The sequence below is a fragment of the Pseudocoprococcus catus genome (assembly GCF_019734885.1).
GTDB classification, from domain to species: Bacteria; Bacillota; Clostridia; order Lachnospirales; family Lachnospiraceae; genus Coprococcus_A; species Coprococcus_A catus.
Genome location: NZ_JAAXCM010000029.1, coordinates 1 through 17,842, shown reverse-complemented (window position 1 = coordinate 17,842; position 17,842 = coordinate 1). Strand labels below are relative to the sequence as shown.

Here is a 17,842-nt window from a genome sequence, read left to right as displayed (position 1 = left end):
ATCATGGCAATATTAGTAACAGGTGGCGCAGGATACATAGGAAGTCATACATGTGTGGAACTGTTGGAGAATGGAAAAGAAGTTGTAGTTTGAAGAAGCAACTGGAATGAAAGTTCCATATGCAATTAAAGAGCGTCGTCCGGGCGATATTGCTACCTGTTATTGTGATCCAGGAAAAGCAGCAAAAGAGTTGGGCTGGAAAGCAGAAAATGGTATCAAGGAAATGTGTGAAGATTCTTGGAGATGGCAAAAGAATAATCCAAGTTATTCGGTGTGTCCAGCAAAGCCGGACCACACTTGCATTAAAGAATGATGGAATTTATTAAAATTGTTGGAGATATAATTGCAAATGTGCTTACAGCACTATATCAGCCGTTTTGGTTTGCATTACTACTTTCGATAATGATTATGTTTTTTTATATGTTTTGTTATAAGCCCACGGGCTCAGGAAGAGGATGTAAGAAGGCTGTAAAAGTATGGATTGAAAATTTTAAAGAAGAATTATTTTTTCGTAAATTATTTTTACTCGTGTTTTTCACAGTGATGATTTTGTTTAGGACTTTACTGAACCGTAATATGTGGGCAAATCCTTTATCCGATGTCATGGGTGGTTGGTGGATTTGGAGTAAATCCTCAGATGGAACGGTTACATTGACAACAGAATGTTTTGAGAATGTATTGCTGATGCTGCCGTTTACAGCTATCTTAATGTGGACTGCAAAAGAAAAGTTGCTTAAAAAGATTGATTTTAGAAATATTGTTGGAAAATGTACACAAACAGCTTTTATTTTTTCTGTTTTTATAGAATTTTTACAGTTATTTCTCAGGTTGGGTACTTTTCAGCTTTCTGATATTTTTTATAACACATTGGGAGGATTTCTGGGAGGTGCAATTTATTGGATTGGCTGGAAGTTGAAAACAAGATATAAGTGAGGTAGAAGTATGATAATTAAGCTGGCAGGGAAAATTATTCAAATTAATCATCTTTACCCTTATGTTTGCGAATATTGCAGAGATTACTTATATGATGCTAATGAAGATCAAATTGATTTTATGATAGAAATTAATAAAAGTGATATCGAAGTCGAGAGAAGAAAATCTGAAAAGGAAGCTATTAGGGAAAAGCGTAATGTTCGAAAGTTTTCTGATGAGTATCTGGAAACACTGGCAGTTTATCGAAAAATTGCTGAGCATATGCTGGACTATGATACCTTGTTGTTTCATGGGTCAGTTGTAGCCGTGGATGGCCAGGGATATCTTTTTACAGCGACGAGTGGAACCGGTAAGTCTACACATGTTGGATTGTGGAGGAAAGTTTTTAAAGAAAGAGCAGTTATGGTAAATGATGATAAACCATTGCTTGCAATTTCGAAAAATGGTGTGCTGGCTTATGGAACACCATGGAATGGTAAACACAGATTATCCGGCAATGTTGCGGTGCCATTAAAAAGTATTTGTATTTTGCAAAGGGACATTATAAATCATATAGAGCCTGTGAATCGAAGGGAAGCTTATCCTATGATTGTTCAGCAGACAAATAGAGCGGAACATCCATTACAGATGCAGCAAACTTTAAAATTAATAGATAGATTGCTTGATCAGACAGCATTATACAGGCTTGGATGCAATATGGAGTTGGAAGCTGCAAGGATAGCTTTTGAGGGCATGCAGTAGATAAAATATAAGTATTTTCATGAGTGGGGGAGAAAGATGAGGTTAAAAGAAGGTTTTATTGTACATGAAAATAGGGATGAGCAGATTATGGTAGATGCAGCAGGCACATTTGCCGGAATGGTTCGAAATAATAAAACAGCTGCATTTATAGTTAATTGTTTAAAGCATGACACAACAATGGAAGCTATTACTAATAGTTTATATGAAAAATATGATGCACCATTGGAAGAAATTCAGCAGGATGTGAATAATATCATACAAAAATTGAAGTCCATAGGAGCTATTGATGAATAAAGTTTCATTTGAAGCATATCTCAATAAATACCATTGCCTGACATATAGAATTGCCGGAATGAGTATGTGGCCTCTTTTGAAACCGGGCAGAGATACCTTTACTGTCAGGCTGGTAGAAAGACATGAATCCTGTAGAAAATGGGATGTTGTTTTATATAAGCGCTTGCCGGATATATATGTACTGCATAGGATTATTCGCATTTATGAGGATAGTTATGACATACTGGGAGACAATTGTACAGGTATTGAGCGACATATTCCAAAGGAAAATATTATTGGTGTGATGACAGAGTTTACGCATAAAAATAAAATTTATAAAATAAATGATAGACGATATGGTATGTATGTTGCTCTATGGTGTAAGCCTTACAAAATAAGAATATGGTTAAAACGATGGTTTAATGCAGCTCTGAATAAGAAGGAATGAAAAAGATGAATAAAGTGTATTACGATATGATTTATCTGATATCATGCGCTGTAAATGAAATAAAGCCGGTACATGAGTGTATAGATATTTACAGGAATGATCAGCACATGCAGTCAGTGCTTTATCAAGTCAGTAAAATACATTTTTTAGATGCTTTGATAGGGCAGATATTGCAGAAAAACAATGTAGAGTTATCCAGAAAGTGGAAGGATAGTATTGCAAAAGCAATTCGAAGAGTAATTTTGTTTGATACAGAACGTATGAATATTTGTTCTTTTATGGAGCAAAACAGAATTTGGTATCTTCCTTTAAAGGGAATTATTTTGAAAGATTATTATCCATCTGCGGAAATGCGTCAAATGTCTGATAATGATATATTATATGATGATGCAAATACAGAAAAGCTGAGACAATATATGGTAGCTCATGGGTATCAATTTGTATATGATAATTCTTGTGATGTGGATATCTATAAGAAGGCACCGGTTTACAATTTTGAGATGCATCGGGCATTGTTTGGCAGGACAGCTAAGGATGTTTGGCAGAAATATTATTCTGGTATTAAGGAACATTTGGTATTAGATGAACAAAAATCCTTTGGATACCATATGAGTGATGAGGATTTCTATATATACATGGTTTGTCATACATATAAGCATTTTATCAAAAAAGGAATAGGACTCAGAGCATTGTTGGACTTTTTCTTATATTTAAGGGTGAAAGCCGGAACAATGGATTGGGATTACATTCAGCGCGAATGTGGAACTTTAGGTATTGCCGATTTTGAGATGGAGAGTCGTGTGCTATGTGATAAAGTATTTTCAAGTGAAAGAGCAAACTCTTACGGAATAGATGCTTTCAAAAGTTTGTTGAGTCATGAAGAATTGACGATGCTTTTGTATTATATTTCTTCGGGAGCTTATGGAAATATTGAGAATAAAATAGAAAATGATTTGAAAGCGTATAAGCAGGAAAGTGGAAGAAGTAATTTTACAGCAAAAATGAAATACTTGTTAAAACGATTTTTTCCGGGAAAAGAAATCTATGGGCGGTATACATTTTATAATAAACACCGATGGGCTGTTCCATTTTTTTGGTTTCATCGTTTTATAAATATAGTATTGTCAGGTGAGCGAAGAGAGCGGGCATTTAGGGAAATAAAAGCAGTAAGATTTTTTGATCGTTAATGAGAAAGTTTTATAAAATGTAATTTGCGAGGGGAAAGCTTATGAAAAATTTAAAAAAATGGGCTGCATTAGGTTTGAGTTTTTGCATGATCATGAATTATGTACCTGTATATGGAGCAGAGAATAATTTACTAAAATATAAAGACACTCTAAGCACAGAGGAGACTGTGAATTTTAGTGATGAGCAAGTGGACAGTACAAATGAGAGCAGTTTGGAAAATGAAAGTAATACTGCAGCGGTATTAAATACTGATGTGGATAATACCTCGGATGAGCAGAATACTGTGGACGAAGTGACTAAAGATAATGTTGCTGCAGATATACAAGTACAGTCTGACGACCGTATATTAAAGAGTTCTGGAAAATGTGGTGAAAATGCGAAATGGGCATTGTATTCAGATGGAACTTTTGAAGTTTCGGGTAGTGGAGACATGTATACATATCAATATGTTTCAAAGGATGATGAAGTAAATTGTGGGTGGGGATCCTGGAATGATCGTCAAAAGATCAAAAAAGTCGTTATAGGTGAAGGCATAACATCCATAGGCGCATGTTCTTTTTATGAATGTGAGCAGTTAACAGAGGTAACGATACCTAGTACTGTGAAAGCTATTGGTAATGAAGCCTTTAGATGGTGTCCAAACCTGGTGAAAGTTTCTATTCCTGATATTACTTCGTGGTGTCATATTGAATTTGAAAATGAAAATGCCAATCCATTGCGGTTTGGTGCATACATATATGTAAATGGTGTGAGAATAACTGATATTGTAGTTCCAGATGGGATAACTGAGATTAAGGCATATGCATTTGCGCAGACTTCAAATGCCCGTCAGGTCAATCGGATAACAGAGATAAAGTTACCGGAGTCCGTTATAACAATAGGGGATCACGCTTTTTCAAATAACCATGCACAGAAGGTAAATATTCCAGATGCTGTTACAACAATAGGAAATTATGCTTTTGTGGGCAATGATTTTAAGGAGATAAAAATTCCTGAGAATGTTACTACTATAGGAGATAGTGCATTTTCCGGATGCAGTGAATTGGTGAAGCTGAAAATTCCGGATAGTGTGAAAACCTTGGGGAAGAGTGTGTGTGCTTCCTGCGAGAAACTGGAAGATATAAAGCTGCCGCAGGGAATAGAGAAGCTTCCGCAATATATATTCTTGGATTGTGCTATAACTGAGTTCACTGTGCCGGAAAGTGTAAAGAGTATTGAAAAAGGTGCTTTTCAGGGCTGTAGGAAGCTTATGAATGTGGCGTTGCCTCAAAATATAAGCACTATCGAAGAAGCTGTTTTTAAGGATTGTACATCGTTACAACAGATTACATTGCCGGAGAGTGTCAATAAGATTGGAGAATATGCTTTTTATGGTTGTGAGAGTCTGGCTGGAATAAAGATTCCGCAAGAAGTACTTAGTATTGAGCCATATGCCTTTTCAAAGTGCAAGACAATGGAAAGTGTGGAAATGGGGAATAAGGTTACCTATATAGGAAAGTATGCTTTTGAGGGGTGTGTACTACTAAAGCAATTAGTATTAGCGCAGAGTATTAACCAGATTGGAGAATATGCTTTTAGTAACTGTAGTTCATTAACCACTTTTACCTTTCCGAATGAAATGACGGAGATTAAAGAAGCTGTACTTGGAGATTGTTCATCTTTAAATCAGATAGTATTGCCATCTGCTGTAGTCAGCATTGGCGATTCTGCATTTGCCGGATGTAAAGCATTGGCAGCAGTTATATTACCTGAAAGTGTACAGTCGATTGGAAAATATGCATTTAGCAGATGTGAAGGATTAGAGAACATTGATATTCCGGAGAAAGTGACAAGTATAAGTGGATATACTTTTTCTGATTGCAGTAATTTGAAGAGTATAACATTCGCAGAGGGAATTACATCACTGGGAGAATATAGTTTTCAAAATTGCAAGAGTATTGAAGAATTAATTTTACCTAAGCATTTAGAGACAATAGGAAATTATACATTTGCTAATTGTACACAGTTGAAAAAAGTAGTATTTGAAGGCAGTGCGCCTGAGGTTTCAGACTACGCTTTTTCTGGGGTCGAAGCCACTTGTTATTATCCGAAGAATGATGACACTTATTCAGACAGAATTACAACGTCGGATTTTGGAGGAAATCTAATATGGACGTATGAAGGACAGGAAGAAAATCCAGATCAGTTTAAATGTGGAGATGACTTGACATGGCACTTGGATGAGTCAGGAGTATTAACAATTTCTGGAACAGGCAGAATGTATGATTATTCAATTGATGACTGCACATATGCACCATGGTATGAGCAGAGAAAATCTATAACAGATGTACAAATTGATAATCGGGTATCCTATATAGGAAATGCAGCATTTTATGAGTGCAGTATGACATCTGTAACTTTGCCGGAGTCATTGACGGAAATTGGAGAATATGCTTTTAAAGGAAGTGCATTAACATCGATAACTGTACCGGATGAGGTTGAGAAAATTGGGGTTGGAGCCTTTTCCTCAGTTGCATATCTTAAAACAGCTGTTCTGCCTGATAAGTTAACAATTATTTCAAAGAAATTATTTGAGCAGGATTATCGTTTACTTGATGTAACAATACCTTCAAGTTTACAAAGAATTGAGGAAAGTGCTTTTTCACAATGTTATGGCTTAAAGAGTGTTGTGCTTCCGGAAGGCCTGATCAGCATTGGCAATTATGCATTTTGGGCATGTGGTTTTTATGATGGAATGAGTACAGTTTATGAATCTTCTAATTTTACATCTGTTACATTACCATCCACATTACAGGAAATTGGTGAGGGTGCATTTGGCTCCTGCAGTGTATTGAAAAGTATTAATATACCGAATAATGTAACAGAGATCAGAGGGCAGACATTTAATCGATGTACAAGATTGGAAAAAGTCGTTTTGCCATCGAGTATTAAAGTGATAAAAAATGATGCTTTTCTGTCATGTAAGGCGTTGAATACAATTACTTTCAGTTGGAATGCGCCTCAAATGGATTCAGAAGTGTTTTCAAATGTAGTGACGGCTACATGCTATTATCCATCGAATAATAGTGAATGGACTTCAGGAATGTTCAAAAATTATGGGGCAAAAAAATTGACCTGGGTAGCTAAAGAAATGGTAAAGCCAAGTGAAGGAGCTGGCAGTGGCGGTTCAGGAAGCGGCGGCAGCGGTACAGGCAGTGGGAACAACAATTCAGGAAGTGATTCAGGAAGTGGTTCAGGCTCTGGCGCAGGAGGAAGTGGTACTGGAAGCGGAAGTGGAAGTAGTTCTGGTGGCACTGAAACAGGTGGAACGACTGGTGGAAACAGTGGATCAGGCGGAACAACTGGCGGCGGCAGTGGATCAGGCGGAACAACCGGCGGTAGCAGTGGATCAGGCGGAACAACCGGAGGCAGTGAGTCTGGTGAGACGATGGAGTTAGGTTTTCAGGCGCATTCATTGACTCTGGATGGTGAAATTGGTGTAAACTTTTATCTTGAATTGAATGATAAAATTGTCCAAGATACCACAGCAACAATGACGATGGAAGCAGCAGGGAAAACGTTATCTACAGTAAATGTAAGTGATATTGTTAAAAATGGAGTAACAGTTGTAAAAGGCACAGATGGCCAGAGTCATAATTGTTATAAATTTTCGTGTTACGTAAATGCAAAACAAGTGGCTGATACAATTAAAGCTACATTGAAAACAAAATATGGCAGTTGGAGCGAATACTATTCTGTGAAAAAGTATGCAGAAGAGGCAAATGCTTCAAGTAGTAATGAGAATCTGAAGGCACTTACATCAGCTTTGATTAGCTATGGACAATATACGCAAATTTTATTTGGATATAATGAAGCGTCTATTGATAAATCAGCATTAATGGATGTATCTTCAGTAACTGCTGGAAATTTGTCATCTTACAAATATAGCAGGTCAGGAAGTGAAGATGGACTGAAATTATACGGGTCAAGTCTTCTGTTAAAGGATAAGACTACAATTCGTATTTATTATGAATTGAAATCAGGATCAATTACAGATTATACATTTAAGATTGATAATGAAGTTGTAACACCTGTTCAGTCCGGAAACAATGGCCTTTATTATGTTGAAGTAAGAGATATTGCAGCACAAGATCTGGAGACTTCCCATACATTTTCTGCCGGACAATTAGAGTTATCTAATTTCAGTGCGTTAAGCCATGTTTATGGTGTGTTAAATTATGCACAGTCAGCAAGTGAAAACAAAAATGCAATGGCTGCTTTATATTTGTATTGGCAGGCAGCAGAAAAATATTTCAATTAGCTTGTTGTAACTGTCGTTATAATTTATATAAAATATGTAACTGTTCAGAGCCAAGCAAAATTTCAAAAAACAGGTATAAAATGCGTGGTATTTTGGAGATTAGCTCTGAAAAGTTGCTAAAATATTTAAATTTATGGAGGTAAGAAGATGAAAGAAAAGTATGTAAAACCAGTCATGGAACTCGTTGAATTTGAGGTAGAGGATATTATCTGCACAAGTGGTGATGATGATGAATCACCAGTTAATTTATTTGATGAAGAGGCTGATGAAATCAACAGATAATTAGTATATCCAAGTAATGAGAAGTGGTATATAGCGTAAATGAATAGAAAGCAAAAACGTAAGATTCTACTGATAGTTTGGCTGTTTAGTGTAATTATTGCGTGTGTTGTTATTGGAGGATTCATTCATAAGAGTCAGACGGAACAAAACGTTTCAGAAGATATCCATTTGCAGGGGACTGTTTTAGAAACAGAATTAATTATTCGAGATGGAGAACAAGGTCAAAACAGTTTCCTGCGAACAGAGGTTTCGGAAGATGAACAAAATGTGGACATACCTCAGGAGTCAAATGTAAATAAAGAAAATAAGACTTTTACAGGAGAAGCAGGCGGAAACAATTCATATAAAAATTCATCATCGGAAAAAGTGGAGACATCAAAGAAACATACTTCCATGGATAATAACAGTTCGGATTCAACAGAAAAAAAGCCGGAAAATAATGACGAGACCAGTAAAGTTGAATCAGACAACACGGAAAGTGACAAGGAAACTAAAGAGCAGGAAACAGAAGAAACAGAAAGTAGAGTTAACAAACCAGATAATAATGAACTGGAAATAATTCCGTCAAATTAGCAAAATGAAAATCAGGCGAGGATAGGAGTCCGACCAGCGGAAGCGAAGAAGGCAAAGGCAGATGCTAAGGCCGCTGAAGAAGCGAAGAAGGCTGAAGCTGAAACAGTGCTGAAAAAGCTGCTGGCAAGCGGCATGAGTACGGATGAAATCCTCAAAAAACTGAAATAAGATTGACCGTGTGGACAAACTGAACTCCAGGAGTTCACACGGTATTTTGGAAGGTGACGTATAGTTTATAACGAAAATAAAAAATGGAGTGTGATACAAAATAAATTCCTGATGATCACAGGTTTATCAACTTGCTGTGTTGACTTATATGATTCATCTTGGCTATCTTGGCTATAATGAAACAAGAAAGACAGCTTTTGTACCAAATGAAGAAATTCGTCAGGAACTTACAACCGTAGTTGAAAGCAAGCCTTGGAATGAAATGGTGACTTTCCAGCAAGAATCTGATAGTTTGCTCGATGCCACATTGGACATGGATGGCGCAACGGTTGCTGCACAAATAGAGAAGATTCACAATGAATATGTATCAGTCATTTTGCGGTTCGTCTATGAGCTTTATGGAGAGTCAGGTGCTTGGAAAAGAAAGTCCAGCCGGCTCCCGAATGAATGATAGCTTTACCCGTAGATCATACCTACAACCTTCTGCCGGAGTGCGGTTGGAAGGATTTTGCACAAAAGGCTCAGAAGTTTGTACTGAGTACCGGCCACATAAAGGACGGAGGGTTTCTTTTTTGTCACGATATCTGCGATGAAGCCGCCGATATCTTCTGGGGCCATGCCGTTTTGTTCATCATGTTCCATGCGGCTGACACTTCTGGAAATTCTTCCGTCATAGTCTTTGTCACCAAGGATGTTTTTCTGACGCGATTTGGTGAAGCCGGTGCGGATATCGCCAAGTTCTACTGTTGTGACATAGATGCCATAAGGTCTGACTTCATTGGCCAGTGCGTAAGAATAGGATGAAACGGCAGCTTTGCTTGCAGAGTAGAAGGTCTGAAAAGGAATATGGGCTGTGGCTGCCACGGAGCTGATATTGACAATATGGCCGCTGCCCTGCTGGTGCATGCCAGGGAGAACTGCCTTATTGACATTCACTGTTCCGAAAAAGTTCACATCAAACTGTGATTTGGCCTGCTCTGTCGTTGTAAATTCAACAGCACCGGATATGCCGAAACCGGCACAGTTAACGACGGTATCAATTTTTCCTTCGGCTTTCATAATATGATGTATAGCCGAGGTGACCATTTCTTCATCCGTTACGTCCACTGACAAATGATTTACCCCGCTAATGGGAATGTGCCTTCGGCTGAATTCGTATACAAGATAGCCTTTGTCTCTTAGTGCGGCTGCTGTGTATCGGCCGATTCCTGAACTGCCGCCGGTGACGACGGCTATTTTTTTATGTCTGACTGCCATTTTTACATCCCCCTCTTCTTAATATAAAAGCCACTGAATTATTAATCTTATATAAAAGCCATTGAAGTATTGTTCTAAATTGAGTATAACGTATACTAGGCTGGATGTCTACTTTTTTCATACTTGATAAAATCAGTTCCGCCTTTACTCCATCAGGGTTTCGTGATATCATTATCTGCAGATGGTTCGCGGAAGCTTTTTTTTATGAAAAATGAACCAATATTGTCATTTTATGTCAAAGTATTGCTTTTTAACCATTTCTTTAATATAATGTAATATGATTTAATGGCGGAATATGATCTGCCGAACTAATGAAAATGAGGAAAGGATGTTTATGGAACGAGAGAACAATGATGAAATTGAAATTGACCTGTTGGAAGTAGCAGGCGAGCTCTGGCGCCATTTTTGGGTGATTGTACTCAGTATGATTGTGTTTGGCGCAGCAGCTTTTTCCTATGCGAATTTTTTGATCACACCGCTGTATCATTCTGAGGCGAAGGTGTATGTCAACAACTCGAATCTTTCGGTTGGAAGTACTTCTATCAGCCTGACGGACCTGAATGCAGCCCAGAGTCTGGTAGATACGTATATCGTTATTTTGAAGTCCAGACCAACATTAGAAGATGTGATTGAGAAAGCGAATGTGTCCTATACTTATGAACAGTTGGAGAGTATGATTTCTGCCTCTTCTGTGGATGGCACAGAGGTTTTCTCTATTGTGGTGGAAGATGCGGATCCTGAGGAGGCCTGCATGCTGGCCAATACGATTGTTGAAGTATTGCCGGATCATATCTCTGATATTGTGGACGGCAGTTCACCGCGTATCGTACAGTATGCGGTTGTACCGACAGCACCATATTCACCGAACGTGGCCAAGTTTCTTGTCATGGGTGTGGCCCTTGGTCTGGTGCTGAGCTGTGGTATTATTATTCTGATGATGATGATGGATAAGCGCGTGAAGTCTCCGGAAGTGCTGACGAAGCGTTACGATATTCCGATTCTGGCATCTGTGCCGGATCTTACTCAGAAGGGAGCTTCCCGATCAAGATATGGCAATTATGGAGAATACGGCAAGAAGGCAGGTAAGCGCAATGGATAATAAACGAAAGATTGTTTTTGGACCGGATGTGAGTTTTGCGGGATCAGAGGCCTATAAGCTGCTGCGAACGAACCTGATGTTTGCCCTGCCGACAGGCAAGAAGTGTCAGATGATCGGTGTCACCAGCAGTATGAGAGGTGAGGGCAAATCAACCACAGCGCTGAATCTGGCTTACACCATTGCCCAGAATGGCGAGAAGGTGCTTCTGGTGGATGCGGATATGCGTCTGCCGAGTATCTATCAGAAACTGGGCATTGAGAATGGCAAGGGATTGTCCAATATCCTGGCCGGTATGACCAGTTTGGAGTCTGTTCTTCTCAAACCGGAGGGAGACCGCAATTTCAGCCTGATTCTGGCGGGAGATATTCCGCCGAACCCTTCAGAACTTTTGAATTCCAAGAATATGGACAAGTATCTGGAGATGTGGGCGTATTATTTTGATTATATTATTTTTGATTTTCCGCCGGTGGGTGTCGTAACAGATGCCCTTGTTATGGCGGAGAAGCTGGATGGCATGATTGTGGTTGTGCGTCAGAATTACTGTCTGCAGCCGACACTGGATGATACGATTACGAAGCTTCGTTATGTCAAGGCCAATATCCTCGGTATTGTTATGACCATGGCTGATTCTCAGGATAAGCAGTACAAGAAGTATTACAGCAAGTACAAGAAGAATTATGAATACGGCTATGGTTATGAATACAGGCAGAGAGCCATCAAACAGCCAAAGAAGAAGGCTCTTAAGTCTGGAAAAGAGTGATTCTGTTGATAGATTTACATACGCATATTTTGCCGGAAATTGATGATGGCAGCCGTTCTGTAGAGATGAGTCTGAAGCTGCTTCAGATGGAGCAGAAGCAGAAAGCCGGGACGGTTGTGCTTACGCCTCATTTTTATCCATGGCGGGATCAGCCGGATCATTTTTTTGAGAAAAGAGAGCATGCCTGGGCAAGGCTTCAGGCTGAACTCCCGCAGGAGACACCACGGCTTCACAGAGGCGCGGAGTTTGCCTGGTTTGATGGTATTTCTCATACCAGGGAGGTGCTTGATTTCAGGATTACCGGAACAGATCTGCTTCTGGTAGAGATGCCCTTTGTAAAATGGACGAATCATACAGTTGATGAGGTACTCAGACTGAATGAGACCCCCCATCTGCAGGTTGTTCTGGCTCATGTGGATCGCTATTTTAAGCTTTCTTCAAAGGAATTGCTGGAACGTCTGATGGATGAAGGGGTGATCTTCCAATTTAATGCGGAAGCTTTTCTCTCATGGAATACCCGAAGAAAGGTGATGAAGCTGATCCGGGAGATGGATGGATTTTTTCTTGGCAGTGACTGTCATAATCTCACATCTCGTCCGCCAAGGATTGGAGAAGCCATGAAAGTGCTTCAGGAGAAGGGCGGCAGAGAAGCGGTGCATAAGCTTAGTGAGACAGAAGATTATTTTTTCGGGGAGGCGATAGATAATGGGTAAGAGAAAGTGGCTGATCGTCATTATCATTGCGGCGGCTGTTGTTCTGGTTATGGCCCTGTGGCGTCCCTGGGAACATCATCATGAGGAGCTGTCACAGTACCGGCAGACAGAAACTGAGCCGGAGACTGTTCAGAACTCTGAGAGTGAAACGGTTTCGGAGACAGTGGCCTACGTAAGCCCGATTGATTTTGACAGCTTGAAAGCGGTCAATGAAGATATTTATGCATGGTTGGAGATTCCGGGAACGGATATCAGTTATCCGATCCTTCAGCATCCGACAGAGGATGAATATTATCTGAGAAGGGATTACAAGGGCAATCATGCTGTTGCCGGCTGTTTGTTTACAGAGCATTCTTACAACAGTACGACGATGGAAGATCCCATGACGGTGATTTACGGACATGATATGGACAATGGGGAGATGTTTGGTTCTCTTCAGACAATTTATTCTGATGAAGAATCTCTGAAAGAACATCAGGCGATTATTATTTATCTACCGGATAAGGAACTTCACTATACGGTTTTTGCGGCAGTTCCTTTTGACAAGACACACATTCTGTACAATTATGATTTTAGCAAACAGCGTGTGGCCAATATTTTTTACCAAGATATCCTTTCGACCCGGGCACTTGGCGCCTGTATCGATCAAAAGGCATATAAAGGTGCCGATACCAATAGCATTATCCTTTCAACCTGCTTAAAAGGCAACAATCAGAAAAGATTTCTGGTAGCGGCACAATGTAACAATGACAACAAGTAATGTGGCAATGAATGGAGGAGATTCGAATGAAGAAAAAATTAAGTGCTTTATTACTCACAGCTGCACTGGTATGTGTCAGTGCGGTACCTGCATTTGCAGATAATTTTACACCTAGTGTAACACAGAAGGAGGCCCCAAAGGTTGTTGCAACAAAGACAGCTGATGGTACAGAAGTTGGTGCGATCATCTACGATAAAGACGGCAACAAAGTAGAAGGCATTCCTATGGATCAGATCAAGGTTGTTCCTATTTCATCTTCTGAGGCTTCGGATGAACTGAAGAAAGCCAATGATGAAATCAAGAATGCAGCTTCTCTGAAAGATATCTGCCCGGAAGTCGAGACAACTCTGGCTGGTATTACAAGTGATGTAAAGGTTGAAGACCTCGTTGTCAGCGACCTCTTTGATGTTATTCTTCCGGAAGAAGCTCAGAAGAAACTGGAAGAAGACGGCAACACAATTACTCTGAAATTCGATCTTGGTGCAAAACAGGGTGAACTTCTTATGTCTATGGTTAACTGCGATGGCACAAAGTGGGAGATGGTAGACCAGAAGGGTATCAACACCAATTCTGATGGCACAGTCGATGTGACATTTGACAAGTTCTGCCCGGTTGCTTTTATCAAAGACAGCGCAGCAGTAGCCGTTAATCCAAATGGCCCTGCTTCACCTCAGACAAGTGATATCAACATGACAGTTGTAGCAGCAGTTGCAGCTATGATCCTTGCTGGCGCTTGTGCAGCATTCGTAATGACAGGCAAGAACAGAAAAGCCGGTTTCTAAACTCGAATGAACAAATTAAAACGAAGATTAGGCAGAAAGAAATATCATCAATTGAAAAAGGTTGTCCGGCGTGTGGCCGTGCTGCTTCTGCTGATCATTTGTATTGCGGCGGTCGTTATCTGGGATAACGGCCGCCGTCATCATGAGGCGGCTGTGGAAAACACGCAGAATAAGGTTGACAATGAGGGCGAGAAGATTTACTATGATAATCAGTGGTATCGTCTGAAGGATAATCTGGAGACAGTGTTGATTATGGGTGAGGATAAGTTTGAAGCTGGTGAAGATGATGCAGATTATGTTAACACAAGGCAGACAGACTTTCTTTTGCTGCTGATATTAGACAAGACAAATCAGTCCTGCCAGATTCTGCAGCTGAACCGTGATACGATGACAGATATCGAGAGTTATGGTGTGGCCGGCAAATCCACCGGCACCTTTACCGGCCAGCTGGCTTTGGCACATACCTACGGCACCGGCGGCAAGGACAGCTGCCGCAATACAGTAAAGGCGGTATCGAATCTTTTATACGGCGTTTCTATTGATCATTATTTGTCATTAACCATGGATGCGGTACCAATTATCAATGATGCCGTAGGCGGCGTGACAGTGACAGTGCTGGATGATATGACCAGCGCGGATCCTGCTCTTGTAAAAGGCGCTGAAGTGACCCTGCAGGGTAAGCAGGCACTGACCTACGTCAGAACACGCAGGGGATTGGACGACAGTACGAATCTTCATCGAATGGAACGCCAGCGCCAGTATATGGGAGAGCTTTATAAAGGTCTGATCAATAAATTAAGTGGTGATGACGGCTTTGCGGCAGATTTGATCCTGTCCATCAATGACAATCTCACATCGGACTGCACAGCATCACAGCTTCAGGAGTTGGGAGAATTCCTTGGTCAGTGCCCGGCACCGACAATTGATACCATTGATGGCGAGAATGTCAAGGGTGAAGAGTTTATGGAGTTTTATCCGGATGAATCACAGCTCCGACAGTATGTAATTAATCATTTTTATGAACCGACAGATGGAACTCAGAGTGATTCAGTATCGGAGACAGAATAAATAAAGGAGGTTGTTGCTTTAATGGACACAACATTATTAATTATGGCTGCCGGTATCGGTTCACGTTTTGGCGGCGGTATCAAACAGTTAGAACCTGTTGACGAGCAGGGACATATTATTATGGATTATTCCATCCATGATGCTATTGAAGCCGGTTTCAACAAGGTTATTTTTATTATCCGCAAGGACATTGAAGAAGAATTCAGAGAAGTGATCGGCAGCAGAATTTCAGCGATTTGTGCAGAACACAATGTGACTGTAGATTATGCATTCCAGGATATCAATGATATTCCGGGGGAACTTCCGGCAGGCCGTACAAAACCATGGGGAACAGGCCAGGCTGTCCTTTCGGCCAAGGATCTGCTCACAACGCCATTTATTGTTATCAATGCAGATGATTACTATGGCAAAGAAGGTTTTAAGGCAGTTCACACCTATCTGGTTGAGGGCGGTAAATCCTGTATGGCAGGTTTTGTTCTGAAGAATACATTATCTGACAATGGCGGTGTAACCCGCGGCATCTGCAAGATGGATGCAGATCACAATCTGACAGAGGTTGTTGAGACAAAGAATATTGTGAAGACAGCTGATGGTGCAGAAGCAGACGGCGTAAAACTGGATACAGAATCTCTTGTTTCCATGAACATGTGGGGGCTGACACCGGATTTCCTTCAGACACTTGAGAAAGGATTTGCAGAATTCTTCAAGGAAGAAGTGCCTGCCAATCCTCTGAAAGCTGAATATCTGATACCAATTTATATCGGAGAACTGCTGAAGAAGGACCAGATGTCTGTCAAAGTTCTTCGTACCAACGACACATGGTATGGTATGACTTATCATGAGGATGTTGCAGCTGTCAAAGAAAGCTTCAGACAGATGCTGGCAGAGGGTGTTTACAAAGAAGAATTATTCTCCGATTTATAAAAAGCATATGAGAACTGTGTGAAAATTCCAGAATAAAATCGTGGGATGATTCACACAGTTTTTGTTTTTTTGTTTTCTTTATTTTACAGCAGTTTTGGTTTAACAAAAGTTAGCAAGAATTCTCCTTCCTCTACAGGTGGGAGATGAATTGCAGAAAAAAGAAAATGGAACACTTGTTCTGCGGTGCGAAGCGTGGTATACTATAATCAGTCGAAAGGATAGAAAGGACTGATTATATGGACAAAATGGATCATAATGCACATTCAGTATATTTGATGTATTATCATCTGATCATGGTTGTAAAATACCGAAGAAAAGTAATAGATGATCCGATTTCGGAACGTGCAAAAGAGATCTGGGAACGTATTGCACCTGATTATGGAATCACACTGGAAGAATGGAATCATGATGTTGATCATGTGCATGTTATGTTTCGGGCACAGCCAAAATCAGAACTCAGTAAATTTATCAATGCGTATAAAAGTGCAAGCAGTCGTTTGTTAAAAAAGGAATATCCACAGATCAGGGAAAGACTTTGGAAGGAAGCATTCTGGAGTCAAAGTTTCTGCCTGCTGACAGCGGGTGGTGCACCGATTGATGTTATCCGTAGTTATATCAGCTGGGAGTCAATCCCCCAGCTGATATAGCCTCCGGCAGGATTGCAGAGGTGCGCAGTAGAAGTATGTCATGCAATTGCATGACGCGCACCTTGCAGCAAGAATGCCGAGGCATTCTTGAACGAGAAGCAGGGAGAGAAAAAAAGATGAATATAGCTTACCGTTTTCGTATATATCCAAACAGAGAACAGGAAGTCCTGCTCGCCAAAACATTTGGCTGCTGTCGTTTTTTATATAATCAGATGTTGAATGATAAGATACGGGAATATGAAGCAACGAAAAAAATGCTGCGAAATACACCGGCGATGTATAAAAAAACATATCCATTTTTGAAAGAAGTGGATTCCCTGGCACTTGCAAATGTGCAGATGCATCTGGAAAAGGCATATAAGAATTTTTTCAGGAATCCAAAGATTGGCTTTCCAAAATTCAAATCAAAACACAGGAGCCGAAAAAGCTATACGACAAATGTGGTCAATGGAAATATTCAGGTAGAAGATCATCGGATAAAACTACCGAAGTTAAAATGGATCCGTATGAAAAAACATCGTGATATTCCGGAAAAATATTGCCTGAAATCTGTAACAATAAGTATGGAACCATCCGGAAAGTATTATGCAAGTCTATTATATGAAAAATCTGACTGTGAAAACCAAGCAGAAGAATTTGATTATGAAGACGCAAAGATACTGGGAATTGATTATGCAATGCATGGAATGGCTGTGTTTTCTGAAGATATACAGAAGGAAAATGAAGGATACTTCAGAAAAAGTGAGGAGCGGCTGGCAAGGGAACAAAGAAAGTTATCCCATTGCGTGAAAGGAAGCAATAATTATTACCGACAGAAAAAACGTGTTGCATTATGTCACGAAAAAATCCGAAACCAGAGGAAAGATTTCTTACATAAGCTGAGTTATGAAATGGCAGAGGCATATGATGTTGTTGCAGTAGAAGAT

General features: G+C 40.0%; 18 protein-coding genes and 3 pseudogenes. 20 read left to right on the top strand and 1 reads right to left on the bottom strand.

Translation table 11 applies throughout. The features are described 5' to 3' along the window. Positions 1-3 precede the first annotated feature (3 nt). The 11 genes and pseudogenes from HED67_RS17640 to HED67_RS07290 all read left to right on the top strand — a co-directional run. Positions 4-90: pseudogene (locus HED67_RS17640) on the top strand (NAD-dependent epimerase/dehydratase family protein); the annotation flags it as partial. Beyond that, positions 89-313, top strand: a pseudogene (locus HED67_RS07330) (GDP-mannose 4,6-dehydratase); the annotation flags it as partial. The pseudogenes HED67_RS17640 and HED67_RS07330, both read left to right, overlap by 2 nt. Beyond that, the gene (locus HED67_RS07325; protein WP_221717898.1) at positions 310-933 is read left to right on the top strand and encodes a VanZ family protein; all 624 of its coding nucleotides are present in this window, start codon (positions 310-312) and stop codon (positions 931-933) included. The pseudogene HED67_RS07330 and the gene HED67_RS07325, both read left to right, overlap by 4 nt. A 9-nt stretch (positions 934-942) precedes the next feature. Continuing rightward, on the top strand, positions 943-1,674 hold the full coding sequence (locus HED67_RS07320) for a hypothetical protein (protein ID WP_221717897.1): 732 nt from the start codon (positions 943-945) through the stop codon (positions 1,672-1,674). A gap of 36 nt (positions 1,675-1,710) precedes the next feature. Continuing rightward, positions 1,711-1,968 (top strand): PqqD family protein, encoded by a 258-nt coding sequence (locus HED67_RS07315; protein ID WP_221717896.1) that lies wholly within the window; start codon positions 1,711-1,713, stop codon positions 1,966-1,968. Continuing rightward, positions 1,961-2,395, top strand: coding sequence for a S24/S26 family peptidase (locus tag HED67_RS07310; RefSeq protein WP_221717895.1), 435 nt, complete (start codon positions 1,961-1,963; stop codon positions 2,393-2,395). Before HED67_RS07315 ends, HED67_RS07310 begins: the two co-directional genes overlap by 8 nt. Before the next feature lie 5 nt (positions 2,396-2,400). Continuing rightward, a complete protein-coding gene (locus tag HED67_RS07305) occupies positions 2,401-3,582 on the top strand; it encodes a nucleotidyltransferase domain-containing protein (RefSeq protein WP_221717894.1) in 1,182 nt (393 codons plus the stop codon). A gap of 41 nt (positions 3,583-3,623) precedes the next feature. Then, the gene (locus tag HED67_RS07300) at positions 3,624-7,883 is read left to right on the top strand and encodes a leucine-rich repeat domain-containing protein (protein WP_221717893.1); all 4,260 of its coding nucleotides are present in this window, start codon (positions 3,624-3,626) and stop codon (positions 7,881-7,883) included. Positions 7,884-8,030: 147 nt separating this feature from the next. After that, positions 8,031-8,165, top strand: coding sequence for a hypothetical protein (locus HED67_RS17215; protein ID WP_260702724.1), 135 nt, complete (start codon positions 8,031-8,033; stop codon positions 8,163-8,165). A 39-nt stretch (positions 8,166-8,204) separates the two neighbouring features. Continuing rightward, positions 8,205-8,738: a hypothetical protein gene (locus HED67_RS07295; protein ID WP_221717892.1), complete on the top strand. Its 534-nt coding sequence runs from the start codon at positions 8,205-8,207 to the stop codon at positions 8,736-8,738. Positions 8,739-9,042: 304 nt separating this feature from the next. Continuing rightward, a pseudogene (locus HED67_RS07290) lies at positions 9,043-9,282 on the top strand (AAA family ATPase); the annotation flags it as partial. An 80-nt stretch (positions 9,283-9,362) separates the two neighbouring features. Here HED67_RS07290 and HED67_RS07285 read toward each other — a convergent pair. Continuing rightward, on the bottom strand, positions 9,363-10,163 hold the full coding sequence (locus tag HED67_RS07285; RefSeq protein ID WP_221717891.1) for an SDR family oxidoreductase: 801 nt from the start codon (positions 10,161-10,163) through the stop codon (positions 9,363-9,365). A gap of 334 nt (positions 10,164-10,497) precedes the next feature. On the opposite strand from HED67_RS07285, the gene HED67_RS07280 reads away from it, so the two are divergent. From HED67_RS07280 to HED67_RS07240, 9 genes are all read left to right on the top strand, one after another. Continuing rightward, the gene (locus HED67_RS07280) at positions 10,498-11,262 is read left to right on the top strand and encodes a YveK family protein (protein WP_221717890.1); all 765 of its coding nucleotides are present in this window, start codon (positions 10,498-10,500) and stop codon (positions 11,260-11,262) included. After that, positions 11,255-12,022, top strand: a complete 768-nt coding sequence (locus HED67_RS07275) for a CpsD/CapB family tyrosine-protein kinase (protein ID WP_221717889.1) — start codon at positions 11,255-11,257, stop codon at positions 12,020-12,022. The genes HED67_RS07280 and HED67_RS07275 overlap by 8 nt, the downstream gene beginning before the upstream one ends. 5 nt (positions 12,023-12,027) lie before the next feature. Further along, positions 12,028-12,735: a CpsB/CapC family capsule biosynthesis tyrosine phosphatase gene (locus HED67_RS07270; protein ID WP_221717888.1), complete on the top strand. Its 708-nt coding sequence runs from the start codon at positions 12,028-12,030 to the stop codon at positions 12,733-12,735. Beyond that, the gene (locus HED67_RS07265) at positions 12,728-13,495 is read left to right on the top strand and encodes a class B sortase (protein WP_221717887.1); all 768 of its coding nucleotides are present in this window, start codon (positions 12,728-12,730) and stop codon (positions 13,493-13,495) included. The genes HED67_RS07270 and HED67_RS07265 overlap by 8 nt, the downstream gene beginning before the upstream one ends. A gap of 26 nt (positions 13,496-13,521) precedes the next feature. Then, on the top strand, positions 13,522-14,277 hold the full coding sequence (locus HED67_RS07260; RefSeq protein WP_221717886.1) for a hypothetical protein: 756 nt from the start codon (positions 13,522-13,524) through the stop codon (positions 14,275-14,277). A 6-nt stretch (positions 14,278-14,283) separates the two neighbouring features. After that, the gene (locus HED67_RS07255) at positions 14,284-15,345 is read left to right on the top strand and encodes an LCP family protein (protein ID WP_178441708.1); all 1,062 of its coding nucleotides are present in this window, start codon (positions 14,284-14,286) and stop codon (positions 15,343-15,345) included. Between the two features lie 21 nt (positions 15,346-15,366). Next, positions 15,367-16,269, top strand: a complete 903-nt coding sequence (locus HED67_RS07250) for a sugar phosphate nucleotidyltransferase (protein ID WP_221717885.1) — start codon at positions 15,367-15,369, stop codon at positions 16,267-16,269. A gap of 236 nt (positions 16,270-16,505) precedes the next feature. Continuing rightward, entirely contained in the window at positions 16,506-16,916 is a 411-nt protein-coding gene (tnpA, locus tag HED67_RS07245; RefSeq protein ID WP_178815957.1) for an IS200/IS605 family transposase, read from the top strand. A gap of 116 nt (positions 16,917-17,032) precedes the next feature. Next, positions 17,033-17,842, top strand: an 810-nt coding sequence (locus HED67_RS07240) for an RNA-guided endonuclease TnpB family protein (RefSeq protein ID WP_221717884.1), incomplete at its 3' end; no start/stop codon positions are given.

Excerpts from the sequence above, each read along its gene's own strand:
- HED67_RS07255 (WP_178441708.1), top strand. The coding sequence starts at position 14,284 with ATGAACAAATTAAAACGAAGATTAGGCAGAAAGAAATATCATCAATTG.
- HED67_RS07265 (WP_221717887.1), top strand. The coding sequence starts at position 12,728 with ATGGGTAAGAGAAAGTGGCTGATCGTCATTATCATTGCGGCGGCTGTT.
- tnpA (WP_178815957.1), top strand. The coding sequence starts at position 16,506 with ATGGACAAAATGGATCATAATGCACATTCAGTATATTTGATGTATTAT.
- HED67_RS07260 (WP_221717886.1), top strand. The coding sequence starts at position 13,522 with ATGAAGAAAAAATTAAGTGCTTTATTACTCACAGCTGCACTGGTATGT.
- HED67_RS07250 (WP_221717885.1), top strand. The coding sequence starts at position 15,367 with ATGGACACAACATTATTAATTATGGCTGCCGGTATCGGTTCACGTTTT.
- HED67_RS17215 (WP_260702724.1), top strand. The coding sequence starts at position 8,031 with ATGAAAGAAAAGTATGTAAAACCAGTCATGGAACTCGTTGAATTTGAG.
- HED67_RS07320 (WP_221717897.1), top strand. The coding sequence starts at position 943 with ATGATAATTAAGCTGGCAGGGAAAATTATTCAAATTAATCATCTTTAC.
- HED67_RS07315 (WP_221717896.1), top strand. The coding sequence starts at position 1,711 with ATGAGGTTAAAAGAAGGTTTTATTGTACATGAAAATAGGGATGAGCAG.
- HED67_RS07325 (WP_221717898.1), top strand. The coding sequence starts at position 310 with ATGATGGAATTTATTAAAATTGTTGGAGATATAATTGCAAATGTGCTT.
- HED67_RS07275 (WP_221717889.1), top strand. The coding sequence starts at position 11,255 with ATGGATAATAAACGAAAGATTGTTTTTGGACCGGATGTGAGTTTTGCG.
- HED67_RS07285 (WP_221717891.1), bottom strand. The coding sequence starts at position 10,163 with ATGGCAGTCAGACATAAAAAAATAGCCGTCGTCACCGGCGGCAGTTCA.
- HED67_RS07295 (WP_221717892.1), top strand. The coding sequence starts at position 8,205 with ATGAATAGAAAGCAAAAACGTAAGATTCTACTGATAGTTTGGCTGTTT.
- HED67_RS07310 (WP_221717895.1), top strand. The coding sequence starts at position 1,961 with ATGAATAAAGTTTCATTTGAAGCATATCTCAATAAATACCATTGCCTG.
- HED67_RS07305 (WP_221717894.1), top strand. The coding sequence starts at position 2,401 with ATGAATAAAGTGTATTACGATATGATTTATCTGATATCATGCGCTGTA.
- HED67_RS07280 (WP_221717890.1), top strand. The coding sequence starts at position 10,498 with ATGGAACGAGAGAACAATGATGAAATTGAAATTGACCTGTTGGAAGTA.
- HED67_RS07300 (WP_221717893.1), top strand. The coding sequence starts at position 3,624 with ATGAAAAATTTAAAAAAATGGGCTGCATTAGGTTTGAGTTTTTGCATG.